We start from the raw sequence: 25,154 nt of genomic DNA on the forward strand, positions 1-25,154 counted from the left end.
AACGCCGTTTCGGAAATAGTCCAGCAACTTTTTTGCCAACTCCCTCCCGATATCCTGATCCTCCCTCAATCCCAAAGACCGGCTCATTTCGCCACCCCAGCATCAAACTCCATCGGCTTGCCCACCTTCTGCCCAACCCCATACCAATCCAGTTTCCGCGTCAGTACCATAAACACACCCAACACCCCAAACAGCAACAACGACCCCATCAACAACGCATAATCCTCGGCACTCAACAAGCCATAGAGCAGGCCGTACAACGCCGACAACCCTGCCGAAAAACTCAAGCCTTGGCGCACACTACGCAGTACATGGCAGACATAAAAACCAATCAACAACACGCAACCACTGGCCGACAGCAGATACGCCAAAGCAAATCCGATGTGTTCGGACAGCGACAACAGCAGCAGATAAAAGAACGCCAATGCCACGCCAACCAAGGCATATTGCACCGGGTGCACCGCCAGGCTTTTCAGCACTTCGAACAGGAAGAAACCGGCGAAGGTCAGGACGATGAACAACAGCGCATATTTGATCGCCCGATCGCTTTTCAGGTACTGGTCCACCGGATCGATGAAGCTCACCCCGAAGCTGCGGCTGAACAACGCCTCACAGCCGCCACGGGACACACAGCTGCTCAGGATCTCTTGCAGATTGGCGGAAAAAAACGACGTCTGCCAATTGGCGGAGAAGCCCTGATCGGTGATTTCGCGCTGCGCCGGCAGGTAGTTGCCGATGAAGCTGGGATGCGGCCAGTTGGCAGCCAGCGAGACTTTGCTGGTCTTGCCTACCGGCAGGATCTGCAGCTGGCCGGTGCCTTGCAGCTTCAGGTCGAAACCGAAGGCCAGTTCTGTGTTTTGTCTCGCGTCCAACGCCGGCAAAGTCACGTGGACGCCCTCACCCAGCCAACCCACCTGGCTGCCCGGAACGAAGTCCAGCTTCTGCTCGTTCAGTTCGAGTTTCAAGGCATTCTCGATGCCGCGAATGTCGCTGATGCCGACCGCCAGGAACGGCTGGTCGAATTGGTAGTCGGCGAAGTCTTCCTTGATACCCAGTTGTGCTGGCAGTGAAAAATGGCCGCTGATACGGTTGTCGGCATGGAACAGACGTGCCTGATAAATGCCGCGCGAGCGCAGTTCGGTCTGTACCTGGCCATCGAGTTCGAAGCGCTCCGGCAGGAAGTACAAACGCCCCCTCTCTTCGCCGATTTCCTGATAACGCTCATTGGTTTTTTCGTGGGTCTTCCAGGTGCGCACCACCTTGCGATAAGGCACCACCATCAGCGGCCCGCTCAATTGCTGGCTGTAGCTGGAGCTGCGGGCGATGTCTTCGAGCACGCCGTCGCGCAGTTGCTGGCGGTCCTGGATCACACCGTTGATCATCAACAGCGGGATCAGCAACAACAGAATCAGTAGGGCGATCGCCCCGAGTTTTAGGGTCAGGCTGCGGTTCATGGGACTCTCCCTGTTTGGATGGGGAGAGTCTGGGTTGGCTGTGTGGGGGCTTTATGAGGGGAATATGGAGATTATGTGGAGACTGACTTCCACCCCACCTTCGACATTGCCAATGCTCATTTCCCCACCGTGCAACTTCACCACTTCCTCGACAAAATTAAGCCCCAGCCCCGTGCTCTTGCGTCCATTGTCCGGTCGCGGCAATGAGTAGAAACGCTCGCACAATCGTGGCAATGCATAGTCAGGAATCGCCTCGGCCTGGTTGAACAGTGTGAACTCGATCTGCTCGCCAATCTGCTTGGCACTGAATCGCAACACGCCCTTTGCCGGAGTGAAATCCAGTGCATTCTCCAACAGATTTCCAAGCGCCTGCCGCAACAGGAACGGCTCACCGATCAACGTCAGATCCCGTGGAATCGTTTGTTCCACGCGCAGCTCTTTGCCTTCGATACGCGCCGCTTGAGCGCTCAGCAACTCATTCACCAAAGCCGCCAATGGCACTTCTACGCGCTCCTCAAGCCCCTGGCGCTGTTCAACCTGCGCCAGATTCAACAAGCGCTCGATCAACTGCTGCATCCGCGCACTTTCGTTGTCGATGTTGCTGACAAAACGCTGCCGCTGAGCCGACGGCATCTCACCTTGCAGCAGCTCCGCCGCGCCACGAATCGCCGCCAGCGGACTTTTCAGCTCATGGGTCAGCGTATGCACATAGCGCTCGACATAGGCCTTGCCTTCGAGCTGCGTACGCATCTGTTCCACCGCCGTCGCCAGTTGCTCCAGTTCGCCGCCGTGATAATGCGGCACCTCGACCCGCCGGCCCTCGCTGACGGCCTGGGCATAAGCGGTCAACCGTCGCAGCGCGCGGCTCAGCCACCAGGACAACAATGCGCCGAACAACAGGCCGAGGCCGATCAGCCCGGCACCATAGGCGAGCAATCGTCGCTCCGTGCGATCCACGTAAGGCTGCAACGAGCTGTTGGGTTTGGCCACGGTGACCACACCGATGATCTGCCCGTTGTCGCGAATCGGTGCACCGACGTGCATCACCGACGAGCTCGCATCATCTGGATCGCTACGGCTGGAGCGGGCGCCGTATTCGCCGCGCAGGGTCAGGTAAACGTCGTTCCAGCGCGAGTAATCCTGACCAACCGCCACGCCGCTGGAGTCGAGCACCACCCTGCCCTTGGCGTCGGTGACGTAGATACGATGATTGACCTGATTCTTCGACAGGCCCCAGATGTTCGCCTTGGGTTGCCGTTCGCCGTAGGCCTTGAGCAGCTCGGGCCAGCGGTTCTGGTTGAGGGTGCCGGCCTTGAAGTCATCGCGCAGGATTTCGGCCATCAGGTTGGCGGTGTCGACCAGGGTTTCTTCGGTGGACTGGCGCACACCCGGGCGGATTTCTTCCATCACGGTGTTGAGCACGAAGTAACCGGTCAAACCGATAAACAGCGCGTACACCAGGAAAATCCGGATCCCCAACGGCATCAGCCTTGCCTCGGGTTATAGCTGTAGCCCAGGCCACGATGGGTCTGGATCGGCTCGGCATCGGCCTTCACCTGGCGTAATTTGGCGCGCACGCTCTTAATGTGGCTGTCGATGCTGCGCTCATAACCGGCGTCGGCGGCGACACCCAGCGCATCGAGCAATTGCTCGCGGCTGAACACCCGCTCGGGTTGTTCCAGCAGGCATTGCAGCAAACGGAATTCGTGGCGGGTGAGGGTCAGCAACTGACCGCGATAGCTGATCTGCACACGATCGCTGTCGATACGAAACAGTGCTGACGACTCTTCTACCGCCCGGGGTGCCATGCGCTTGAGAATCGCCCGGACCCGCGCCGCCACTTCACGGGGGCTGAACGGCTTGACCACGTAATCGTCGGCGCCGATTTCCAGGCCAACAACGCGGTCGATCTCGCCATCGCGGGCGCTGAGAAACATCACCGGTACTTCGCTGAACCGCCGCAATTGCTTGCAGGTTTCGAAGCCGCTGATGTCGGGCAGGCCGATGTCGAGGATGATCAGGTCTGCCGGGGTCTGACGCTGATGCTCCAGCGCCGCCGCGCCAAGGGTCAGCCAGGTGGTGCTGAACCCTTCGCCCTGCAAGGCGAAAATCAGGGTGTCGGCAATCGATGCTTCGTCTTCGACAATCAGGATATGAGGCATGGCGTCCGAGCCTGATGGTGGAGTGGGCGAACGGTGACTCAAGGCTGAATCGACGTCAATCCGACTGAGTTAAATCGCGGCGGGGTCTGTAGGACCTAGCAGTTCTGATAGTAGGCAATGGCGGAAAAAGGACCGATGCTGGGGAACAGCTTTCTGGACCGTACTCGGAGCTCAGCCGATGTCTGATCGATCACGCAAAACAATACTGCTCGCAACCGATCAACAACAGTCAGTGTTGAACGCCCGCGACGCGAATCAGCCCCGTCTGATTGCGTACACGCCCTATGGCCACCGTCCACGGGAAAACGGTTTGCTCAGCCTGCTCGGGTTTAATGGTGAACTACCGGACCGGCTGACCGGGCATTATCATTTGGGGAAAGGGTATCGGCAGTTCAATCCGGTGTTGATGCGGTTTAACAGCCCGGATAGTTGGAGCCCGTTTGGCAGGGGTGGTTTAAATGCTTATGCGTACTGCACGGGAAACCCCATAAATTGGAAAGACCCAACGGGTCACACCTTAGTACCCGCTAGCTTTTTCGACGAAATATTCATGAACCTCTATAAATTCATGAAGGGACCGAAAAGTGAGCGATTTACAGACATCGTAATGACCACAGAACAACACTTTGGTGGAGCAGAAAAAATAAGAATGCTCGCAAACCATAAAAACACACCCCCTGACGCACTCATTGCTCGGGCTCTATCTGACAAAAAAAAACCTACTTACTTCAATACAGAAAACCCTTCAGATATAGCAACAGGCATCAAGCATCTCAACAGCGCTGACAAATATCTTCGAGACACCTTGGATGTAGTTACCACCAATACCGGTTTACTCAATCCAAAAAACCAGTTCCTTAAACACCTGAATGAAACGGAAATAAGAAATCTGAAGGCTGACCTGCTCGCCCATAAAAATGAATTGGCACGCGTGATTTCCCACGTCTCATCCCTGCGCATTGAGGGCCCCAGCCGTTTCGCCGGCGACTTCAACGCACAAGACTTTGTTGATACCGCGGTCAGAATCAGAGACTCACGCTAGAGCCACGTAACGGTGAGTCCGCTCAGGGAGGGTTCTGTAGTAACTAGCAGTTCTGATAGTAGGCAATGAATGAAAAATGACCGATGCTGGAGAACAGCTTTTTAGACCTTGTCGGAGCTCAGCCGATGTCTTCAAAATCACGCAAAACGATACTGCTGGCAACCGATCAACAGCAGTCGGTGTTGAACGCCCTCGATGCGAATCAGCCCAATCCCATTGCCTACACACCCTATGGCCACCGTCCACGGGAAAACGGTTTGCTCAGCCTGATCGGGTTTAATGGCGAACTGCCGGACCCGCTGACCGGGCATTATCATTTGGGGAAAGGGTATCGGCAGTTCAATCCGGTGTTGATGCGGTTTAACAGTCCTGATAGTTGGAGTCCATTTGGGGAAGGAGGTCTGAATGCTTACGTTTATTGCGATGGCGACCCCCGTAATCGATTAGACCCGACAGGTCATAAAGGGGGGTTCATGAAATGGTTCAACCGTGTCACTGGCAGAAAGGCGAAAGTGAAAAAAACCGCCGCAAAAGTTAATCCGGTAACAACCACGTCTACTCAGCTTAAGCCCAGCGAGAATATCTCCTCCCCTGCGAGCGCTATGACCCCATCGGTCAATGAAACTAGCCTGACCAATTTGAAGAAGAGCGACAGTATCAATATGCGTCAACGACTTAATAAATTGAAAGATAAGCCTGCAGATTCGCCACCATCACCTATGCCCACTTGGCCCGGAAAAACTCCATACGATTCCGAATTCTCAAACTCCGTCGAATTCATGGGTCCGCAAGAACTGAATAACGCTGGAAGAGAAATCAGCGGATGGGCTCCAGGCGGGGAGCGAAGCAGAATGCTCAGAACAATAAGTAACGAGAAGAAGTTCAGAAGCTTAAACGTCGTGGGCGACCCTCCAGAATCTAACCGCACTATACGAGAAGGAGAGCCGGGTTACAGCAGTAACTGAATCAGATGTTTGACGGGCGCGCTGTGAGCGCGCGCCCAGATTGTCCATCAGCAATCCGGCTTATCCGCCGTAAAGCGCCGAGCCGGATTCACCGCAGCCCCAAACTCACGCAACGCTTTGGCACCAATCAGCAGTGGATAGTTGAAACTGCTTCGGTCAGTGAGATTCACCTCAACTGTGCGTTTTACATTGCCCAGGCACAACTCCAGATCGACCACCGGCCGCTTGGTGGGCGCGATCACTTCGCTGTCATCCTCATCCTCTTCCGAGCGGGTCTTGATCTTGCTGATCCGCGCCACCTTGTGCTCGTAGACCTTGTTGCTAGCATCCTTGGTAGCCAGGCGGAATCGCACCCAGTCTTCACCGTCGCGGGTGAAGGTCTCGATGTCCTTGGCCGACAGCGACGCGGTCAGGGCGCCGGTGTCCATCTTGGCCTTGAGCACTTCGCCGCCGATTTCCGGTAGCGCGATATATTCGTAGCGACCGTACAGGGTCGGCTCGGCGGCCAAGACCGGCAGGGCGATGAGTGAAAGCAGTGCGAGGAGGGATTTCACGTACTGAGAGTCCTTGAAGGGTGGGCAGCGCAATTTTAGACCGTTGTCGAGCTGATCGTTCCCACTAGGTTAACGATGCAGAGGTGAAACATTCGTCACCCCTGATTTGGCCTGTCGCCCGAAGCTGCTTATCATGGCGCGCCCACACGCTTTCAAGAGTTGCCTATGCGCCGCCTGCTCACCGGCTGTTTCGTCACCCTGCTGCTGTCACTCAACACATTGGTCCTATTCGGGCCGTTGATGGTGTTTGCCTTGCTCAAACTGCTCCTGCCCGGTCGCTTTCGCGATTACGCCTCATGGGCGGTGATGTGGATCGCCGAGACCTGGGCCGAGATCGACAAGCTGATCTTCCGCTGGTGCATCCCCACCCAATGGGACATTCGTGGCGGTGACGATCTTCGCACCGACACTTCGTATCTGGTGATCAGCAACCATCAATCCTGGGTCGATATCCCGGCGCTGATCCAGACGCTGAACCGGCGCACGCCGTTCTTCAAGTTCTTCCTCAAGAAAGAGCTGATCTGGGTGCCGTTCCTGGGCCTGGCGTGGTGGGCTCTGGATTACCCATTCATGAAGCGCTACACCAAGGCTTTTCTGGCGAAGAACCCGGAACTGGCCGGCAAGGATCTGGAGATCACCAAACAGGCCTGCGAACTGTTCAAGCGCCAGCCCGTGACCGTGGTCAACTATCTGGAAGGCACTCGCTACACCACCGCCAAAAGCACCCAGCAACAATCACCCTTCACCCACCTGCTCAGGCCCAAGGCCGGTGGCGTGGCCTTTGTGCTGGCAGCGATGGGCGAACAACTGGATGCCATTCTCGACGTCACGGTGGTTTATCCACAGCAAAAGATTCCGGGGTTCTGGGACTTGATCAGCGGCAACGTGCCAAGGGTCATCATCGACATCAAGACCCGCGAACTCGACCCGGCGCTGTGGCAGGGCGACTACGAAAACGATCCGCTGTTTCGCGAGAAAGTCCAGAACTGGGTCAACCAGCTCTGGACCGAGAAGGACCGGCGTATCGACGCGTTGCGCACCGAGCGCCGCTGAATCAGCTACCCGTGACGATGCCAGAGCCGATACTGTTGCCAGTGCCTGTGCCCCAGATGCTGCCCAGGCTGCTCAGCAGCGAACCGCCGACGCCCTGCTGACCGAGGTATTGCAGGATCACCGGGGTAAACATCCCGATCATGCCGGTGTCCATGCCCAGGGCGCTGAAGGCGTTGTTCAGGTCATTGGTGTCCTTGACGTTGCCCAGGGCGTTATCCAGCCCTGCGGCCTTGCCGGTCGAACCGAGCAACCCGGCGAGCGCCCCCAGTTCACCCCCACCCGAGAGAATGTCGATCCCCGGCACACTTTTGGCCAGCTCCGAGTAGTCGGTCGAACTCAGCTGATTCTTCGCCAACCCGAGCATCGCCCCGGCGCCGCCGACGGCTTGTTGTGGCGTGATGTTCAATTGAGTGAGCGCACCCAGCAGGTCCGCCGTTTCCGCAGTCGGCGCTGTATCGGTCGCTTCATTGTCGCCGTTCATGCCGGAAATGGCATTGGCCGCATCGCTCAGGCTGAACTGGGCAAAGGCCGGGCTGACCGCCAGAGTCAAGAGTGATGCCAGGACAAAACCGCGTGAAATCTTCATTCAGACATCCTCTGCGTCATGAAAAAACGCCCGGCTTTCGGGCGCAAAGCTGCCGTTTTGACCGGGCAGGTGCGGGCATGTTCCTCAGGCCTGCACCCATTTCTCATCCGCTCGTCAAAAAGTAGCCCTGAAGCCTGCGGCAATATCAGCTCTTTTCATGCTTTTTCATAGTCCGTTACAACTCACCATCATAAGTGCCAGTAGTGCTGAAAACAGTAGTTCGTAAAGATGACACCTCCCAAACAATGGAGTGTCAAACATGCGTTCTACAATAACTACAAGCTTACTCATGACATTGATGGCGATTGGAAATGCCTATGCCGCAAGTGCTGTCTGCCCAGCAGTCAGTGAGATATCTCAAGTCAAAGATGAGCACGAAGGGGGGTATGAATACTTCGCCCCTGGGCCAAACAATCGGGTATGGGTTGGTTCCAATCCTAAGGCTGAAGAGCATCACATCAAGACTTTTGAGTATACCGGTGCGCTGTATCGGGACGTCAGCTCCCAGGGAAATACGTTTGTCGTGTCCTGCGACTATGAAGGGGAAGATTTTCTCGCCTTTACTCGTTTGACGCTGTATTCCTTTAAAGACTGGAAACCGGCAGCCAATACTCTATGGAAACGGGAAGTCAACAAACAGCCCCCCGCTGCCAACAAGAACGCCAAGCATGTAGAAGCCTGTGGTTCCGAAGAGCAGGAAAAATGTGCTTTTGAATATTCTTCGCTGTCTGCCGCTCAAGCTCAAAAGTAATCACGCCGTTTTAAAGAACGTGCAACGAACAAATTAAACTTACAAAAAAAGGGCGATCTCAGATCGCCCTTTTTATCTATACAGCGTTTACGCCGCACTAAACAGCTTATGCGGATCAATCACAAACTTCTTCGGCACACCCGCATCGAACTCGCCATATCCCTCAGGCGCCTGATCCAGGCTGATCACCTGCACGCCCACCACTTCGGCAATGTTGATACGGTCCCACATGATCGCCTGCATCAGCTGGCGGTTGTACTTCATCACCGGGGTCTGGCCGGTGTGGAAGCTGTGGGATTTGGCCCAGCCCAGGCCGAAGCGGATGCTCAGGCTGCCCATTTTCGCGGCGGCGTCGACGGCACCTGGATCTTCGGTGACGTAGAGGCCCGGGATACCGATTTTGCCGGCAACACGGACCACGCCCATCAACGAGTTGAGCACAGTGGCCGGAGCCTCGTGTTTCACGCCGTCATGGCCGTGACCGCGAGCTTCGAAGCCTACGGCGTCGATGGCGCAATCCACTTCAGGCTCACCCAGCAGCGCGGCAATTTGCTCGTGCAATGGGGTGTCGAGGGACAAGTCGGCGATTTCGAAACCCTGGGCCTTGGCGTGGGCCAGGCGCACGGTGTTGACGTCACCGACGATCACCACTGCCGCACCCAGCAGGCGAGCGGAAGCGGCAGCCGCCAGGCCGACCGGGCCGGCGCCAGCGATGTACACGGTGCTGCCCGGGCCTACGCCGGCAGTCACCGCACCGTGGTAACCGGTCGGCAGGATGTCGGAGAGGCAGGTCAGGTCGCGGATTTTTGCCATCGCGCGATCGCGATCTGGCAGTTTCAGCAGGTTGAAATCGGCGTACGGCACCATCGCGTATTCAGCTTGGCCACCGGTCCAGTCGCCCATGTCGACATAGCCATAAGCACCGCCCGGGCGAGCCGGGTTAACGCTCAGGCACACGCCGGTGTGCATTTCCTTGCAGGAACGGCAGCGCCCGCAAGCCACGTTGAACGGCACGGACACCAGGTCGCCGATTTGCAGGTTTTCGACGTCGCGGCCCTTCTCGATCACTTCACCGGTGATCTCGTGACCCAGGACCAGGCCGGTTTGCGCGGTGGTACGACCGCGCACCATGTGCTGGTCGGAACCACAGATATTGGTGGAAACCACACGCAGGATGACAGCGTGCTCAATCTTCCTGCCGCGCGGGTCCTGCATTTTCGGATAGTCGATTTTCTGTACTTCGACCTTGCCAGCGCCGAGATACACCACACCACGATTGCCAGACATGCTTTCACCTCGCTGTTGTTTTTATGGAACCGCGTTGCCCAGGCAGGCAGCGCGTTAAGTGCTCGGGTATAGATGCTGTTTCTTGTGTTGCCTGTTGTGGCCTCATCGCTGGCAAGCCAGCTCCCACAGGGTTTCGTGTCGTTCACAAATCATGTGCTCATCCCGGATCCTGTGGGAGCGGGCTTGCCCGCGAAGACGATCTAAAGAACGACCGTGCGATTGGCGTTCAAAAACACCCTTCTCTCAATGTGATAACCAACTGCCCGCGCCAGGGTCAGCCCTTCGATATCGCGCCCTTTGGCGATCAGATCTTCCGGGTAATGACTGTGATCCACCACCTCGACGCCCTGGGCGATGATTGGGCCTTCATCGAGATCGTTGTTGATGTAGTGCGCCGTGGCACCGACCAGTTTCACGCCCTTGTTGTAGGCCTGGTGATAGGGTTTGGCACCCTTGAAACCGGGCAACAAGGAGTGGTGGATGTTGATCGCCCTGCCGTCGAGTTTGCGGCACAGCTCCGGCGACAGGACCTGCATGTAGCGGGCAAGGATCACCAGTTCGGCGCCGGACTCTTCGATCACCTGCAAGACCTGACGCTCCTGTGAAGGCTTGTCGTTCGGGTCCAGCGGGAAGTGGTAGTACGGGATCTGGTGCCAGTCGGCCAGCGGCTTGAGGTCCGGGTGGTTGGAGACCACGGCGACCACGTCCATCGACAATTGGCCGATGCGTTGGCGGTAGAGCAAATCGTTGAGGCAGTGATCGGCCTTGGACACCATGATCACCACTTTCGGGCGGTGATGCGGCGGGGTCAGCTCGAAGATCATGCCGAAGGCTGCACCGCGCTCGGCAAGGCCTGCGCGGAATGATTGCTCGTCGAAGCCGTCAGGCTGGCGGAACTCCACACGAATGAAGAAACGCCCCGAAAGGCGGTCATCGAAGGAGTGGTGTTCGGTGACGTAGCAGCCCTGCTCGAACAGAAAGCGGGTCACCGCGTCCACCGTGCCGAGCACGCTGGGGCAGTCGGCGGTCAGGATCCATGTGTCTGGGGCGCGGCTCATAGTGCGGTGACTCCTGTGCGATTTGTTGACAACCGCTTCGCGGTTGATCGCGGGCAAGCCTCGCTCCTACAGGTCCGCGTCGTACAAATTATTCGCGAACGACTAAACACTGTAGGAGCGAGGCTTGCCCGCGAAGGCGATCTCAAGCCTGAACGCTTAGGCCGAACTCGGCAGAAGCATCCTGCAACCACAACCACCAGTAATCCGAGAAGCTGCGACGAATCAGCAGTTCCCAGGTGTCCTCGGCGGTGTGACGGATCACCAGTTGCGACTTGGCGAACACCGTACCGACCGCCTTGCCCACCGGGAAGTTGTTTGGGTGCACGTCGTAGCTGGTGGATTTCATCAGCACCTGGCGCACGTTCGGGCCGCTCAGTTCGAGGATCTGCTGGCCACCGCTGACGTTGACGATCTGGATGTGCAGGTCGCCCAGCGCCTTGCGCAGTTTTTGCTCGGCGGCGAATTCTTCACCGGTCGGCACGATCAGCAGCCACTCATCCGGCCCCATCCATTGCAGGCTGGTTTCGCCTTTGACGATGACGGTCAGCGCGCCCGGCAATTCGATGCCCAGGGCCTTGTGCACGCCCGCGGCGAACGCGGCATCGTGGCCGTCGCCACGGATGGTCAGGTGACCGAGGAGTTTTTTCTCGCGCACGGTCACACCGGCGTTCTTGCGACCCTTGCCCACCAGGCTGGCGAGGTCGGCGTGATGCAGCGACGACTCGGCCTTGGCCCCGTTGGTTGGGCGTTGTTGGTAAACATTGGCTGCGGTCATAAAGCACCTGTTCCTGAATTCGTATGCCCTGTAGGAGCGAGGCTTGCCCGCGAAGGCAGCGACTCGGTTTTACTGAGGCACCGCGTTATCGTTCTTCGCGGGCGAGCCTCGCTCCTACAGGTACTGTGGTGTTATACGTTCTGGCGTTCGCCTTTCGGATCGAAGAACACCGAAGAAACGATTTCCGCCTCGATCACGCTGCCGTCCGCCAGTGGCGCGAACACACGTTCGCCCATGCGGTTCAGGCCGCCCTTGACCACGCCCATGGCAAACGAATAGCCCAGGGAGTTGTGCAGGTAACTGGAGGTCACGTGACCGACCATGGTCATCGGGATCGCCTGCTTGGTGTTGAACACCAGCTGCGCACCTTCCGGCAGCCACTTGTTCGGATCGATCGGCTTCAGGCCCACCAGCTGCTTACGCTGATCACGCACGCAATCTTCACGGTTCATGCCACGCCAGCCGATCCACGAGAACGGTTTGGTGCGACCGACACACCAGCCCATGTTCAGGTCATCCGGGGTCATCGAGCTGTCAGTGTCCTGACCGACGATGATGAAGCCCTTCTCGGCCCGCAGTACGTGCATGGTTTCGGTGCCGTACGGGGTCAGGTTGTACTTCTTGCCAGCGTCGACGATTTTTTCCAGCACGCCCATGGCGTAGTCGGCTTGCACGTTGACTTCGTACGACAGCTCACCGGTAAACGAAATCCGGAAAATCCGCGCCGGCACGCCACCGACCAGGGCTTCTTTCCAGGTCATGAACGGGAAGGCTTCGTTGCTCAGGTCTGCGTCGGTGACTTCGCTGAGCAGCTTGCGGCTGTTCGGCCCGGACAGGGTCATGGTTGCCCAGTGATCGGTCACGGAAGTGAAGTACACCTTCAGCTCCGGCCATTCAGTCTGCGAGTAGATTTCCAGCCATTGCAGCACGCGTGCAGCGCCGCCGGTGGTGGTGGTCATCACGAAGTGGTTGTCGGCAAGACAAGCGGTTACGCCGTCGTCGAACACCATGCCGTCTTCTTTGCACATCAGGCCATAACGCGCCTTGCCCACATCGAGCTTGGTCCAGGCGTTGGTGTAGATGCGGTTGAGGAACTCACGTGCATCCGGGCCTTGAATGTCGATCTTGCCCAAGGTCGAAGCGTCCAGCAGGCCGACGCTGTCGCGCACGGCTTTGCACTCGCGCTTCACGGCGGCGTGCATGTCTTCACCGGATTTCGGGAAGTACCACGGACGTTTCCACTGGCCCACGTCTTCGAACTCGGCGCCGTTTTTCAGGTGCCACTGATGCAGCGCGGTGTAGCGCACCGGCTCGAAGATGTGCCCACAGTGACGACCGGCTACCGCGCCGAATGTCACCGGCGTGTAGTTCGGACGGAACATGGTGGTGCCCATCTGCGGGATGGTCACGTTCAGCGAACGGGCAGCGATGGCCAGGCCGTTGACGTTGCCGAGCTTGCCCTGATCGGTACCGAAGCCCAGCGCGGTGTAGCGCTTGACGTGCTCGACCGACTCGAAGCCTTCGCGGGTCGCCAGTTCGATGGCGGCGGCGGTGACGTCGTTCTGCAGGTCGACGAATTGCTTCGGCGCCCGTGCGGTGTTCTTTTCATGAGGCACCTGGAAAAGCGCCAAAGTCGGCTCTTCCAGACGCGCCAGGGCTTTTGGCAAGGTCGCTTCGACCGCACCGAAACCGGCTTCGCTGGCAGCGCGCACGCCCCCTTCAAAACCGTCGGCCAGGGAATCGCCGAGGCCATAGACGCCGTTGATGCCACCGACGCACACGCGTTTTTGCGGCGCTTCGCCCGGTACGAAACCGAGAATATCTTCACGCCAGATCGGCTTGCCGCCCAGGTGCGAAGCCAGGTGAACTACCGGGCTGTAGCCGCCGGAGCTGGCGACGATGTCGCACTCGAGCCACTCGCCAGGGCTGGTGACTTTGTGGCCTTTGACATCAATGGCCGCGACGCGGGCAGCGGTCACGTGCTTGCTGCCACGGGCTTCGATCACGGCGCTGCCGGTGAGGATGCGGATGCCCTTGGCGCGCGCTTCTTCCACCAGCGCACCACGCGGGTTGCTGCGGGCGTCGGCGATCGCCACCACTTGCAGGCTGGCATCGAGCCAATCCAGGGCAACGCGGTAGGCGTGGTCGTTGTTGGTCGACAGCACCAGCTTCTTGCCCGGTGCCACGCCGTAACGGCGCACGTAAGTCGAGACCGCGCCAGCCAGCATGTTGCCCGGCACGTCGTTGTTGCCGTAGACCAGTGGACGCTCGTGAGCGCCGGTCGCCAGCACAACACGCTTGGCGCGAACACGGTGGATGCGCTGGCGCACCTGGCCAATCGGTGCGCGGTCGCCGAGGTGATCGGTGAGGCGCTCGTGAATGGTCAGGAAGTTGTGGTCGTGGTAGCCGTTGACCGTGGCGCGCGGCAACAGCAGCACGTCCGGAGTATTCTTCAGCTCGGCGATGACGCTGGCGACCCATTCCACGGCAGGCTTGCCGTCGAGGCTTTCGCGGGAGTCGAGCAGGCTGCCGCCGAACTCTTCCTGCTCGTCTGCCAGGATCACACGGGCACCGCTGCGCGCAGCTGCCAGTGCAGCGGCGAGGCCTGCAGGGCCGGCGCCGACGATCAGCACATCGCAGTGCTGGTTCATGTAGTCGTAGGTGTCCGGATCGTTCTCGGTCGGCGAGCGGCCAAGACCAGCGGCCTTACGAATGTACTTCTCGTAGGTCATCCAGAACGATTGCGGGTACATGAAGGTTTTGTAGTAGAAACCCGGTGGCATCAGCTTGCCGCCGACCTTGCCGAGAATCCCCATCATGTCGTTGTTCACGCTTGGCCAGCCGTTGGTGCTGGTGGCGACCAGGCCCTGGTACAGCGCTTGTTGCGTGGCGCGCACGTTCGGGATCTGCGTGGCTTCGGTGGCGCCGATCTGCAGCACCGCATTCGGCTCTTCGGCACCGGCGGCGAAGATGCCGCGCGGGCGGGAGTACTTGAAGCTGCGACCGATGATGTCGACGCCGTTGGCCAGCAGTGCAGCGGCCAGCGAATCGCCTTCGAAGCCTTTGTAGCTCTGGCCGTTGAAGGTGAACGTCAGGACTTTGTTGCGGTCGATCCGTCCGCCGTTGGACAGGCGATTGATCTGGCTCATACCTTCTCTCCCAGAGCCGTGCTGGCCGCTTTCGGGCTATCGGTCTTGTCGGTGAATTGTGGCTTGGTGCCGATCTTGTAGGTTTCGAGAATCTCGTAGGTCACGGTGTCGCGGGTGACGTTGAAGTACTGGCGGCAACCGGCAACGTGGTCCCACAACTCGTGGTGCAGGCCGCGAGGGTTGTCGCGGAAGAACATGTAGTCGCCCCACTCCTCGTCGGTGCAGCTGTTCGGGTCCAGTGGACGCGGGATGTGCGCCTGGCCGGATGCGTGGAATTCCTCTTCGGAGCGCAGTTCGCCGCAGTGAGGACAGAAGATATGCAACATGGGGATTTCTCCTGTTAGTGGGCAACCGCAGCAGCGCCGTGTTCATCGATCAACGCACCGTTGTGGAAACGGTCGATGGAGAAAGGTGCGGCCAATGGGTGCATTTCGCCCTTGGCCAGGCTTGCGGCAAACACGTTGCCCGAGCCAGGTGTTGCCTTGAAGCCGCCGGTGCCCCAACCGCAGTTGAAGAACATGTTCGGCACCGGGGTTTTCGAAATGATCGGGCACGCATCCGGCGTGGTGTCGACGATGCCGCCCCACTGACGGTTCATGCGTACGCGGGACAGGACCGGGAACATCTCGACGATGGCCTGGATGGTGTGTTCGATCACCGGGTACGAACCGCGCTGGCCGTAGCCGTTGTAGCCGTCGATACCGGCGCCGATTACCAGGTCGCCCTTGTCGGACTGGCTGATGTAACCGTGTACGGCGTTGGACATGATCACGCTGTCGATGATCGGCTTGATCGGCTCGGACACCAGCGCTTGCAGCGGGTGGGACTCGATCGGCAGACGGAAACCGGCCAGCTTGGCCATGTGCCCGGAGTTACCGGCGGTGACTACGCCGACGCGCTTGCCACCGATGAAGCCCTTGTTGGTTTCCACGCCGATGCACACGCCGTTTTCCTTGCGGAAGCCGATCACTTCGGTCTGCTGGATCAAGTCCACGCCCAAGGCGTCGGCGGCACGGGCAAAGCCCCAGGCCACGGCATCGTGACGGGCCACGCCGCCGCGACGCTGGACGGTGGCGCCCATCACCGGGTAGCGGGTGTTCTTCGAGCAGTCGAGGTACGGAATCTCGTCGGCTACTTGCTTGGCATCGAGCAGCTCGCCGTCCACGCCGTTGAGGCGGTTGGCGCTGACCCGACGCTCGGAATCACGAATATCCTGCAGGGTGTGGCACAGGTTGTAGACGCCACGCTGGGAGAACATCACGTTGTAGTTCAGGTCCTGGGACAGGCCTTCCCACAGTTTCATCGCGTGCTCGTACAGGTGCGCAGACTCGTCCCACAGGTAGTTGGAGCGAACGATGGTGGTGTTGCGCGCGGTGTTACCGCCGCCCAGCCAGCCTTTCTCGACCACGGCCACGTTAGTGATGCCGTGTTCCTTGGCCAGGTAGTAGGCGGTCGCCAGACCATGCCCGCCACCGCCGACGATGACCACGTCGTAGACCTTTTTCGGGGTCGGTGTGCGCCACATGCGCTGCCAGTTTTCGTGGTGGCTGAGCGAGTGTTTGAAGAGGCCGAAGCCTGAGTAGCGTTGCATAGTCATTTACTCCAAAAACCGCGCTCAGCGATAAACCGGGAAGTCCGCGCACAGTGCCGATACTTGCTGGGCGACATTCGCCTCGACATCGGCATCGCCGAGGTTATCGAGGATGTCGCAGATCCAGCCGGCCAGCTCGACGCACTGGGTGACCTTGAAGCCGCGAGTGGTGACCGCCGGGGTGCCGATGCGCAGGCCGGAGGTGACGAACGGCGACTGTGGATCGTTCGGGACAGCGTTCTTGTTCACAGTGATGTGGGCGCGACCGAGTGCTGCATCCGCCTCTTTGCCGGTGAGGCCCTGACGGATCAGGCTGACCAGGAACAGGTGGTTATCGGTGCCGCCGGACACTACATCGTAGCCGCGTTTGATAAACACGCCGGCCATGGCCTGGGCGTTGTCGATCACTTGTTGCTGATAAGCCTTGAAGCCTGGCTCCAGCGCTTCCTTGAAGCACACCGCCTTACCGGCGATCACGTGCATCAGCGGGCCGCCCTGGGCGCCGGGGAAGACGGCAGCGTTGAGCTTCTTCTCGATTTCTTCGTTGGACTTGGCCAGGATCAGGCCGCCACGTGGACCGCGCAGGGTCTTGTGGGTGGTGGTGGTGACCACGTCGGCGTACGGCAGCGGGTTCGGGTACAGGCCGGCGGCGACCAGACCGGCCACGTGGGCCATGTCGACGAACAGCAGCGCACCGACTTTGTCAGCGATCTGACGGAAGCGCGGGAAATCGAGGGTCTTGGAGTAGGCCGAGAAACCGGCAACGATCATTTTCGGCTTGTGCTCGACCGCAAGGCGCTCGACTTCGTCGTAGTTGATCAGGCCGGTGTCGGTATCGATGCCGTACTGCACGGCGTTGTACAGCTTGCCGGAGGACGAAACCTTGGCACCGTGGGTCAGGTGACCGCCATGGGCCAGGCTCATGCCCAGGATGGTGTCGCCGGCTTGCAGCAGGGCCAGGTAAACGGCGCTGTTGGCCGAGGAACCGGAGTGCGGCTGCACGTTGGCGTAGTCGGCACCGAACAGCTGCTTGGCGCGTTCGATGGCCAGCGCTTCAACCTTGTCCACGTGCTCGCAGCCACCGTAGTAGCGCTTGCCCGGATAGCCTTCGGCGTATTTGTTGGTCAGGCCGCTGCCTTGCGCTTCCATCACACGTTTGCTGGTGTAGTTCTCCGACGCGATCAGTTCGATGTGATCTTCCTGGCGTTGCTCCTCGGCATTCATCGCCGCCAGCAGTGCATCGTCGTAACCTTTGATCTGGTCTTGCTTGCTGAACATCGCGTCTCTCCCAGCGGCGGCGGTGCGCCATTCGTCTCGGTGAGGCACTGGCTTTTCGGCAGTGCCCTTTGATAGCGATGGTATGACCGGCTTGGAGTCGTCAAATGCCTACGCGCGCCACGCAAAGGTGCGTTTACGACATGCTGGGAAATGGCATGCCATACATGACCTTTGATCCTCCACAGATCCCTGTAGGAGCGAGCCTGCTCGCGATAGCGGCCTCACATTCAACATTGATGTCGGCTGGCCCGCCGCCATCGCGAGCAGGCTCACTCCTACAGGGTTAGGCGATGGCCTGTCGTAGTGCTAGCAATATCAGGAAGTGTACGGGATACAGCGCATACGCCCAGCGCCGCATCGGCGGTGGTTTTACGTCATGCGCATGTCGCAACAGGAACACCCCCAGCCATGGCGCAATCAGACAAGTAACGACAGCCGCCACGGCCACGTGATTACCCAATCGAACGGAGTAATACAGCACCTGCCATTGATTGGCCGCCAGGCAAACCAGCCCCGGTAACAGGGCGAAATACCAGGGACGCCGAATCACCAGCAGCATTGCCAGCGGCAACATCACGCCGAAAAACCCGAACATCAGCTGTCGCGCAAACAGTGCCGCCAGCACGACGGCGCCGACCGCTAGCAGACGCGCTTGCAGGGTCGGGTCCTGCCAACCGCGGACCACCAACAGACCGAGCGCCAGCGTGGGCATCACGTTCAACGTGTCGGGGTTGGGAATGAACATTCGGTAGGGGATTTCGCTCACGGCGCTAAACATTAACAACCAGCCCAGATAGCGCCACTGCCCGTTGGTCGCCACCGCCGGCTTGCGCGCCAGGTTGGCCGCCATCGCCAGGCAAAACCACGGAAATGCCAGGCGCCCCGGCACATACAGCCAATCGGCGGAGTAGCCGACATATCGCAGGTGATCGAGCACCATGCTCAGCAGCGCCAGCCACTTGAGCAGATCCAGTGCACGGTCGCGCTGATTTAAGTGTGTAGCCATGTGCATAATTGCCCAACATCCTTGTAATGTTCTGACAGAGACATCCCGTGCGCGCCCCGGACGATCTTCGGTAAGGTGCGCACCATCATTGACCACGAGACGCTTCACCATAAGCGCCTCGACCACGGAAAGCAGGGCCATGACCGATAAGAGCCAACAATTCGCCAGCGACAACTATTCCGGTATTTGCCCTGAAGCCTGGGCTGCCATGGAACAGGCCAACCATGGCCACCAGCGCGCTTACGGTGACGACGAGTGGACCGCCCGCGCGTCCGACCATTTCCGCAAACTGTTCGAAACCGACTGTGAAGTGTTCTTCGCCTTCAACGGCACCGCCGCCAACTCGTTGGCCCTGTCGTCGCTGTGCCAGAGTTACCACAGCGTGATCTGCTCGGAAACAGCTCACGTCGAAACCGACGAATGCGGCGCACCGGAATTCTTCTCCAACGGCTCCAAACTGCTGATCGCCCGCACCGAAAACGGCAAGCTGACGCCGGATTCGATCCGCGAAATCGCCCTCAAGCGCCAGGACATCCACTACCCCAAACCCCGCGTCGTGACCCTGACCCAGGCCACCGAAGTCGGCAGCGTCTACACCCCGGACGAAATCCGTGCCATCAGCGCCACCTGCAAAGAGCTGGGCCTGAACCTGCACATGGACGGCGCGCGGTTCTCCAACGCTTGCGCGTTCCTCGGGTGCACACCAGCGGACCTGACCTGGAAGGCCGGCGTCGACGTGCTGTGCTTTGGCGGCACGAAAAACGGCATGGCGGTGGGTGAGGCGATCCTGTTCTTCAACCACAAGCTGGCTGAAGACTTCGATTACCGCTGCAAACAGGCTGGGCAGCTTGCTTCAAAGATGCGTTTCCTGTCGGCGCCATGGGTCGGCATCCTGGAAAACGATGCCTGGCTCAAATACGCCAATCACGCCAACCGCTGCGCGCAATTGCTGGCCGAACTGGTCAGCGACATTCCTGGCGTGGAATTGATGTTCCCGGTGCAGGCCAACGGCGTGTTCCTGCAACTGTCGGAACCGGCCATCGCTGCGCTGACCGCCAAGGGCTGGCGGTTCTACACCTTCATCGGCAACGGGGGCGCGCGCTTCATGTGCTCGTGGGATACCGAAGAAGAGCGCGTACGGGAATTGGCGCGGGACATTCGGGAAGTGATGTCCCACTAACCCGTCATGATCATTCCCACGCTCCGCGTGGGAATGATCATGGTGAGCGAGATCAGAACTCGATGCGCACATCGCCCTTCGGCACGCTGCAGCACGACAGGATGTACCCTTCGGCTTCGTCTTCCTCGGTGATCCCGCCGTTGTGCTCCATCTCCACCTCGCCACCCAGCTTCAGCACCTTGCAGGTACCGCAAATACCCATGCCGCAGGCTTTGGGAATCAGCAAGCCGACCTTGGCCGCCGCCGCATGCACGGTTTCGCCAGGCGCCACGCGAATGCTCTTGCCGGACGAGATGAACTCCACCTGGTGCAAATCCGCCGCGTCGACTTCCGGTGCTTCGGCCGCTTGTTCGGCATGTTCCACAGCGTCGGCACGTGCCTCTGGCGGCGTCGCGCCGAAGGATTCCTCGTGATAACGCTTCATGTCGAATCCAGCGGCTTCCAGCAAGCGCTTGACTGCGTTCATGTACGGGGTCGGGCCGCAGCAGAACACTTCCCGCTCAAGGAAGTCCGGCGCCATCAATTCCAGCATTCGGTGGTTGAGGTAACCGCGATAACCGGCCCAGGGCTCGCCCATGCCGTGCTTCTCGCAAATCAGGTGCAGGCTGAAGTTGTCGATCCGCGACGCCATGTGCTCCAGCTCGCGGTGGTAAATGATGTCCTTGGGAGAACGGGCGCTGTGGATAAACACCATGTCGACATTGCCGTTGGTGTCGTAAAACCAGCGCGCCATGGACATGACCGGCGTGATACCGACGCCACCGCTGAGGTAAAGCACCTTCGGCGCGGTGAAGTCCATGGCATTGAACAGCCCGACTGGCCCGTGCACCGCCAGCTCCTGGCCTTCGTGCAGGGTGTCGTGCAGCCAGTTGGACACCTTACCGCCCGGCACGCGCTTGATGGTTACCGAAAAGCTGTACGGCACCGACGGCGAGCTGGAAATGGTGTACGACCGCATGATCGGCTGGCCTTCGATTTCCAGCTCCAGGGTGACAAACTGCCCGGGCTTAAAGAAGAACATGATCGGCTGGTCGGCCATGAAACAGAAGGTGCGCACATCCCAGGTTTCCTGGATGACTTTGACACAACGGACGATGTGCCGACCATTGGCCCAGGTCTGGGTGGTTACCGGGTTCAGGAAGCTGTTGGACATGCTGATCTCCACGGCCGACTGTCGGCCTTCATGTTGGCGATTCTGCGTATAGCGCGAAACACCCATTTACCTATCTGCGACATTCACATGCTTATCGCGACCAGCCCCCAACGACCGGGGCTTGCGCGTCGGGAACAGATTGCACCATGTCGCCCATGGATAAGGTTCTGGCCAGCGCCGGCCCCACACTCGCCCCATACCAAGACACAATCTTTACACCTTGCGTAGCAACCCTTAGCAGTACACCTGATTAGCCACTTTCGCCGGCCACGCAGATGGCCTTGAGGATTAAACGATGGACGTCACTACTACCCTGAGCCTGGGCGATCCGCTGGAACCCGCACGCAAGGCCACCGCACAGATGCTGCAAGAGCGCGAGCGCACCTTCTCGCTGCCGCAGCCGTTTTACTCTGACGAGCGCCTGTTTGATATCGACATGCAGGAGATTTTCCAGAAAGAGTGGTTGATCGCCGGCATGACCTGCGAAATCCCGACCAAGGGCAACTACCTGACCCTGCAAGTGGGCAAGAACCCGATCATCGTGATCCGTGGCGCCGATGGCGTGGTGCATGCCTTCCATAACGTCTGCCGCCACCGTGGTTCGCGCCTGTGCACCAGCGAAAAAGGCAAGGTCGCCAAACTGGTTTGCCACTACCACCAGTGGACCTACGAACTCGACGGCCGCCTGCTGTTCGCCGGTACCGAAATGGGCGCCGACTTCGACATGAAGCAGTACGGCCTCAAGCCGGTGAATGTGAAGACCGCCGGTGGCTACATCTTCATCAGCCTGGCGGAAAACCCACCGGCCATCGATGACTTCCTGTCGACGCTCAGCCATTACATGGAACCGTACGACATGGAAAACACCAAGGTGGCAATCACCACCACCTTGATGGAGAAAGCCAACTGGAAGCTTGTGCTGGAAAACAACCGCGAGTGCTACCACTGCAACGCGTCGCACCCGGAACTGCTGAAAACCCTGCTGGAATGGGACGACGTCACCGACCCACGCGCCGACCAGGCGTTCAAGGACCACGTGGCCGCCTCTGCCGCCGCCTGGGAAGCCGAGAAGATCCCTTACGCACACGCCAGCTTCGGCCTGCGTAACCGCATCGTGCGCATGCCTTTGCTCAAGGGCACCGTGTCGATGACCCTGGACGGCAAACAAGGCTGCGCCAAACTCATGGGTCGCATCAAGAACCCGGACCTGGGCTCGATGCGCATCCTGCACCTGCCGCACTCGTGGAACCACTGCATGGGCGACCACATCATCGTGTTCACCGTGTGGCCGATCAGCGCGCAGGAAACCATGGTCACCACCAAGTGGATCGTGCACAAGGATGCCGTTGAAGGCGTGGACTACGACGTGGAGCGCATGCGCCAGGTCTGGGATGCCACCAACGACCAGGACCGTCGCCTGGCCGAGGAGAACCAGCGCGGCATCAACTCCACGGCGTATCAGCCTGGGCCTTACTCCAAGACCTATGAGTTTGGTGTGGTGAACTTTGTGGATTGGTACAGCGAGCGTCTTCTGAGCAATCTCGGCGCTGAACCTGCGCCGTATTTAAAGGGCGTGCCCGTTCAGGGCTAGAATGAGGAGTAAATGCTACCGACCATTCGTAGTTGGCCGGTAGCAGATATTCTAGCGTGAATGACTTCGGCCATTGGGGTCCATGCGCTCATCAATCACCTTTATCCTCCAGGCATCTGTCAAGGCTTCGGAAAAACCACCAGACTTACCCACCCTGATACAAGACCACGTTGGTACATCGCTCGAACTTGCATCTCTGTTGGCCAATTCGTAATAAGGTTATCGAATGTCCCTACTGGGTTAACAACATGATGATTTCCAACTCCAGCAGGCCCGAAACTATAGCCGGCCAACTGTAGTCCAGCTAAAGGAGCGGGAGCATTCCAACCCATCGTAACGGACCGTCCCCCATTCGATATCACGTGAAAATTTGTAGGCGCTGGAATCTCCGCAGCATAGTTTAGCGGAAAGGTTGCTATATCAGAATTGACACCTTGGCTATTAGTAGAAATGACTTCTGCATAATAGGTCTCTCCCAACACCAAGCCATTAAATTTGTACAAGTTACTGTAATAGACTTTTCCAGGCCCACCATTTAGAGAATAAGTATAGTTGGCAATGTCGTCATTTCTATGGAGATAAATCTCTACCCAACCAGGCCCAACTTCAGTACGACTTAGTGTCGGCTTACTTGGTTTATCTGACACAGTGATAAAAGTAGCCTGTGAACGGGCAGATACTTGACCATTGACAACCTGATCAAATGTCAACGATCGAGGACCCAAAGGAAGATCCCTTATTAACACAAGATCCCAATTGCCTTGAGAATCCGCAATAGCAGTACCGTAAATTTCGTCGCCTACATAGAGTCGAACAGTTGCGCCTACTTGTGCATCACCACCTTTAATCAACGGCCTGACTGATTGCGTGACCGCTCCAGCATCTGGACGATAGAGAACAGGCGCAGGACGCAGGCCGTGCGTAAATGATACTGTATTAGCCCACCTTGACTCCTTGCCGTCAAATCTCTGGATACAGGTCAGGTTGAAAGCCCCCCTAGGGATGAATCTAGTCCGTATTTCCCATGTATGCGTAGCGACGTTAACCTGGCCATTGCCATAGCTATAATATCCGCTACCACTCTCGTAGAGATCCACAATAGCCCCAGCCTTCCCGGTCCCACGAACTACAACGTATTCGTCGTCCACAAAGTCTCCATTGACCGGGCTTGTGATCTCAAGTACAGCGCGAGGTGTTTTGATCTTATTGCTTTCAATACATTGACATACCAAGTCTGCATTTGATCGCGCACACCAGTCAAAGTTGATAATATTGCTTTTTGCCTGCCAATCACCGTTTGCCGGGTACCAGGACTTAAGATACGAAATTATATCTAACGGCCCGCCAATAAGACTAAAAGCAGTTGCCGATGTCGACCATAACTCTTCCGCTGGCGGAGGATCACTTATGACACCCGCAATATAACCCTTCAGTTCGTCAGTATTCACCATGCTCTGACCAATCCACCGGTGTTCAACTTGCTGCCAAAATAAGCTGCGATCACGAATTGGCTCCGGGGTACGCCATACGTAGCTAGGCACTGCGATAACCATACGAGGCCCCGGGTGTTGCTCTTTTATTTGCGCAATGGTCAAACTGCTAGCAGATACCGGCAACATGTATTTCTGATAGCCGGAAACCAAGGCCTCATGAAGCTCCTTATAGGGGGCCGGAGCATTACTCCCCGACTGGATGTCATGAAAGTCTAAAATTACAATCTCACCCGAGTGACCCTCGAGAAACCTCACCACCTCATTTAATATATACCCAAGATTTCTACCCATTCCTTCGTGGATGGAAATAAACTTATCAAAAAAACCGCCAGCAACACCCGAATACCACTTGATCCTTATATCCAGGACCCGTACACCATTTTCCAGCTGGTGGTAAATGGCATGATCCTGACAAGCATCATAAGAATCGTTTTGTGCAATATCCTTATCCACTCCTGCATTATGCGCACCGGGCAAACTCAGCTGGCACAGGCGAAAGTCCTTTACATAGGAATGAATATCCGTCATCCAGTTATTTAAACTAAAAGAGCTGGCCGGTTCCGGGTTGTCATCTGTACTTTTCATGGCATCTTCCGAAGCGAGAAGTAAAGATCAACCCTAATCAAAAAAACGAAGGTTCGCACCTGTCACAAATGACAGTTAACGATGAATAATACACATCATGCCTATGCTGCTCATGTAGGGTATTAATTATGTATCAGGTGCAATGCTCGCGAAGGCGCCAAAAACACTACATCCCTTCGCGCGGCACCCCTCTCTCATAGAACTGTACGAAATATGATCTATTCCGCACTGAGCTATACGGTATGTGCTTCCCAGCCTTTCGCAAACAAGTTATCCACATCTCCACCCTCAGCAAATGGGGACGACTGTGGAAATGTCGAAAACTTTCTCCACAAAAACAAAGAAAATCCGTGACTTATCTAGAATCCGGGTTTCACATGTCAACTGATCATTTATTGATCAACCCTCTAAAGAACAAGGATTACGTGGCCTGCAGAGGAT

General features: G+C 58.0%; 21 protein-coding genes. 6 read left to right on the forward strand and 15 right to left on the reverse strand.

All coding sequences use genetic code 11. The annotated features are described in order from the left end of the window. Window positions 1–83 precede the first annotated feature (83 nt). From creD to creB, 3 genes are read right to left on the reverse strand one after another with little or no spacing between them, the layout of a single operon-like run. The gene (creD, locus tag OH720_RS29360) at window positions 84–1,454 is read right to left on the reverse strand and encodes a cell envelope integrity protein CreD (RefSeq protein ID WP_272603812.1); all 1,371 of its coding nucleotides are present in this window, start codon (window positions 1,452–1,454) and stop codon (window positions 84–86) included. A gap of 51 nt (window positions 1,455–1,505) precedes the next feature. Next, a complete protein-coding gene (creC, locus tag OH720_RS29365; RefSeq protein ID WP_272603813.1) occupies window positions 1,506–2,939 on the reverse strand; it encodes a two-component system sensor histidine kinase CreC in 1,434 nt (477 codons plus the stop codon). Further along, window positions 2,939–3,616: a two-component system response regulator CreB gene (gene creB / locus OH720_RS29370; protein WP_272603814.1), complete on the reverse strand. Its 678-nt coding sequence runs from the start codon at window positions 3,614–3,616 to the stop codon at window positions 2,939–2,941. The genes creC and creB overlap by 1 nt, the downstream gene beginning before the upstream one ends. A 178-nt stretch (window positions 3,617–3,794) precedes the next feature. Between creB and OH720_RS29375 the strand changes: the two genes are divergently transcribed. Then, window positions 3,795–4,658 (forward strand): RHS repeat-associated core domain-containing protein, encoded by an 864-nt coding sequence (locus OH720_RS29375; RefSeq protein ID WP_272603815.1) that lies wholly within the window; start codon window positions 3,795–3,797, stop codon window positions 4,656–4,658. Window positions 4,659–4,741: 83 nt separating this feature from the next. After that, a complete protein-coding gene (locus OH720_RS29380) occupies window positions 4,742–5,623 on the forward strand; it encodes an RHS repeat-associated core domain-containing protein (RefSeq protein ID WP_442967246.1) in 882 nt (293 codons plus the stop codon). A gap of 47 nt (window positions 5,624–5,670) precedes the next feature. Here OH720_RS29380 and rloA2 read toward each other — a convergent pair whose 3' ends face one another. Beyond that, window positions 5,671–6,177: a retropepsin-like aspartic peptidase RloA2 gene (rloA2, locus tag OH720_RS29385; protein ID WP_272603816.1), complete on the reverse strand. Its 507-nt coding sequence runs from the start codon at window positions 6,175–6,177 to the stop codon at window positions 5,671–5,673. A gap of 165 nt (window positions 6,178–6,342) precedes the next feature. On the opposite strand from rloA2, the gene OH720_RS29390 reads away from it, so the two are divergent. Continuing rightward, on the forward strand, window positions 6,343–7,230 hold the full coding sequence (locus tag OH720_RS29390) for an acyltransferase (protein ID WP_272603817.1): 888 nt from the start codon (window positions 6,343–6,345) through the stop codon (window positions 7,228–7,230). Window position 7,231: 1 nt separating this feature from the next. On the opposite strand, the gene OH720_RS29395 is transcribed toward OH720_RS29390, so the two are convergent. Then, window positions 7,232–7,816 (reverse strand): DUF2780 domain-containing protein, encoded by a 585-nt coding sequence (locus tag OH720_RS29395; protein WP_272603818.1) that lies wholly within the window; start codon window positions 7,814–7,816, stop codon window positions 7,232–7,234. 259 nt (window positions 7,817–8,075) lie between these two features. Between OH720_RS29395 and OH720_RS29400 the strand changes: the two genes are divergently transcribed. After that, the gene (locus OH720_RS29400) at window positions 8,076–8,567 is read left to right on the forward strand and encodes a DUF3757 domain-containing protein (RefSeq protein ID WP_272603819.1); all 492 of its coding nucleotides are present in this window, start codon (window positions 8,076–8,078) and stop codon (window positions 8,565–8,567) included. A gap of 87 nt (window positions 8,568–8,654) precedes the next feature. Here the strand turns inward: OH720_RS29400 and fdhA are convergent, their stop codons facing one another. The 8 genes from fdhA to OH720_RS29440 all read right to left on the reverse strand — a co-directional run bounded on the left by fdhA (window position 8,655) and on the right by OH720_RS29440 (window position 18,717). Further along, on the reverse strand, window positions 8,655–9,854 hold the full coding sequence (gene fdhA / locus OH720_RS29405) for a formaldehyde dehydrogenase, glutathione-independent (RefSeq protein ID WP_008057129.1): 1,200 nt from the start codon (window positions 9,852–9,854) through the stop codon (window positions 8,655–8,657). Window positions 9,855–10,054: 200 nt separating this feature from the next. Then, on the reverse strand, window positions 10,055–10,912 hold the full coding sequence (purU, locus tag OH720_RS29410; RefSeq protein WP_008057128.1) for a formyltetrahydrofolate deformylase: 858 nt from the start codon (window positions 10,910–10,912) through the stop codon (window positions 10,055–10,057). Between the two features lie 142 nt (window positions 10,913–11,054). After that, window positions 11,055–11,687: a sarcosine oxidase subunit gamma gene (locus OH720_RS29415; protein WP_272603820.1), complete on the reverse strand. Its 633-nt coding sequence runs from the start codon at window positions 11,685–11,687 to the stop codon at window positions 11,055–11,057. Between the two features lie 131 nt (window positions 11,688–11,818). Then, window positions 11,819–14,836, reverse strand: coding sequence for a sarcosine oxidase subunit alpha (locus OH720_RS29420; protein WP_272603821.1), 3,018 nt, complete (start codon window positions 14,834–14,836; stop codon window positions 11,819–11,821). After that, a complete protein-coding gene (locus tag OH720_RS29425; protein ID WP_007980417.1) occupies window positions 14,833–15,162 on the reverse strand; it encodes a sarcosine oxidase subunit delta in 330 nt (109 codons plus the stop codon). Before OH720_RS29425 ends, OH720_RS29420 begins: the two co-directional genes overlap by 4 nt. 14 nt (window positions 15,163–15,176) lie before the next feature. Beyond that, window positions 15,177–16,427, reverse strand: a complete 1,251-nt coding sequence (locus OH720_RS29430; RefSeq protein WP_180202378.1) for a sarcosine oxidase subunit beta family protein — start codon at window positions 16,425–16,427, stop codon at window positions 15,177–15,179. 24 nt (window positions 16,428–16,451) lie between these two features. Further along, window positions 16,452–17,705 carry a serine hydroxymethyltransferase gene (gene glyA / locus OH720_RS29435; RefSeq protein WP_008057116.1) on the reverse strand — a complete coding sequence of 418 codons (1,254 nt, stop codon included), beginning with the start codon at window positions 17,703–17,705 and terminating at the stop codon, window positions 16,452–16,454. A gap of 283 nt (window positions 17,706–17,988) precedes the next feature. Further along, window positions 17,989–18,717: a TraX family protein gene (locus OH720_RS29440; protein ID WP_272603822.1), complete on the reverse strand. Its 729-nt coding sequence runs from the start codon at window positions 18,715–18,717 to the stop codon at window positions 17,989–17,991. A 133-nt stretch (window positions 18,718–18,850) separates the two neighbouring features. Here OH720_RS29440 and OH720_RS29445 point away from each other — a divergent pair, with 133 nt between their 5' ends. Next, a complete protein-coding gene (locus OH720_RS29445) occupies window positions 18,851–19,891 on the forward strand; it encodes a threonine aldolase family protein (protein WP_008057114.1) in 1,041 nt (346 codons plus the stop codon). A 52-nt stretch (window positions 19,892–19,943) separates the two neighbouring features. Here OH720_RS29445 and gbcB read toward each other — a convergent pair whose 3' ends face one another. Continuing rightward, a complete protein-coding gene (gene gbcB / locus OH720_RS29450; RefSeq protein WP_272603823.1) occupies window positions 19,944–21,044 on the reverse strand; it encodes a glycine-betaine demethylase subunit GbcB in 1,101 nt (366 codons plus the stop codon). Window positions 21,045–21,339: 295 nt separating this feature from the next. On the opposite strand from gbcB, the gene gbcA reads away from it, so the two are divergent. After that, on the forward strand, window positions 21,340–22,635 hold the full coding sequence (gene gbcA, locus OH720_RS29455) for a glycine-betaine demethylase subunit GbcA (RefSeq protein WP_008057111.1): 1,296 nt from the start codon (window positions 21,340–21,342) through the stop codon (window positions 22,633–22,635). A 119-nt stretch (window positions 22,636–22,754) separates the two neighbouring features. On the opposite strand, the gene OH720_RS29460 is transcribed toward gbcA, so the two are convergent. Further along, window positions 22,755–24,713, reverse strand: a complete 1,959-nt coding sequence (locus OH720_RS29460; RefSeq protein WP_272603824.1) for a hypothetical protein — start codon at window positions 24,711–24,713, stop codon at window positions 22,755–22,757. Window positions 24,714–25,154 lie beyond the last annotated feature (441 nt).

The sequence above is a fragment of the Pseudomonas sp. WJP1 genome, from assembly GCF_028471945.1.
Taxonomy (GTDB): domain Bacteria; phylum Pseudomonadota; class Gammaproteobacteria; order Pseudomonadales; family Pseudomonadaceae; genus Aquipseudomonas.

Bases quoted from the DNA above. Each gene is read 5' to 3' on its own strand.
- OH720_RS29430 (WP_180202378.1), bottom strand. From the start codon at position 16,427: ATGCAACGCTACTCAGGCTTCGGCCTCTTCAAACACTCGCTCAGCCAC.
- OH720_RS29420 (WP_272603821.1), bottom strand. From the start codon at position 14,836: ATGAGCCAGATCAATCGCCTGTCCAACGGCGGACGGATCGACCGCAAC.
- gbcA (WP_008057111.1), top strand. From the start codon at position 21,340: ATGGACGTCACTACTACCCTGAGCCTGGGCGATCCGCTGGAACCCGCA.
- OH720_RS29460 (WP_272603824.1), bottom strand. From the start codon at position 24,713: ATGAAAAGTACAGATGACAACCCGGAACCGGCCAGCTCTTTTAGTTTA.
- OH720_RS29380 (WP_442967246.1), top strand. From the start codon at position 4,742: ATGCTGGAGAACAGCTTTTTAGACCTTGTCGGAGCTCAGCCGATGTCT.
- creD (WP_272603812.1), bottom strand. From the start codon at position 1,454: ATGAACCGCAGCCTGACCCTAAAACTCGGGGCGATCGCCCTACTGATT.
- gbcB (WP_272603823.1), bottom strand. From the start codon at position 21,044: ATGTCCAACAGCTTCCTGAACCCGGTAACCACCCAGACCTGGGCCAAT.
- purU (WP_008057128.1), bottom strand. From the start codon at position 10,912: ATGAGCCGCGCCCCAGACACATGGATCCTGACCGCCGACTGCCCCAGC.
- OH720_RS29425 (WP_007980417.1), bottom strand. From the start codon at position 15,162: ATGTTGCATATCTTCTGTCCTCACTGCGGCGAACTGCGCTCCGAAGAG.
- glyA (WP_008057116.1), bottom strand. From the start codon at position 17,705: ATGTTCAGCAAGCAAGACCAGATCAAAGGTTACGACGATGCACTGCTG.
- OH720_RS29390 (WP_272603817.1), top strand. From the start codon at position 6,343: ATGCGCCGCCTGCTCACCGGCTGTTTCGTCACCCTGCTGCTGTCACTC.
- OH720_RS29375 (WP_272603815.1), top strand. From the start codon at position 3,795: ATGTCTGATCGATCACGCAAAACAATACTGCTCGCAACCGATCAACAA.
- OH720_RS29440 (WP_272603822.1), bottom strand. From the start codon at position 18,717: ATGCACATGGCTACACACTTAAATCAGCGCGACCGTGCACTGGATCTG.
- fdhA (WP_008057129.1), bottom strand. From the start codon at position 9,854: ATGTCTGGCAATCGTGGTGTGGTGTATCTCGGCGCTGGCAAGGTCGAA.
- OH720_RS29395 (WP_272603818.1), bottom strand. From the start codon at position 7,816: ATGAAGATTTCACGCGGTTTTGTCCTGGCATCACTCTTGACTCTGGCG.
- creC (WP_272603813.1), bottom strand. From the start codon at position 2,939: ATGCCGTTGGGGATCCGGATTTTCCTGGTGTACGCGCTGTTTATCGGT.
- OH720_RS29400 (WP_272603819.1), top strand. From the start codon at position 8,076: ATGCGTTCTACAATAACTACAAGCTTACTCATGACATTGATGGCGATT.
- OH720_RS29415 (WP_272603820.1), bottom strand. From the start codon at position 11,687: ATGACCGCAGCCAATGTTTACCAACAACGCCCAACCAACGGGGCCAAG.
- OH720_RS29445 (WP_008057114.1), top strand. From the start codon at position 18,851: ATGACCGATAAGAGCCAACAATTCGCCAGCGACAACTATTCCGGTATT.
- creB (WP_272603814.1), bottom strand. From the start codon at position 3,616: ATGCCTCATATCCTGATTGTCGAAGACGAAGCATCGATTGCCGACACC.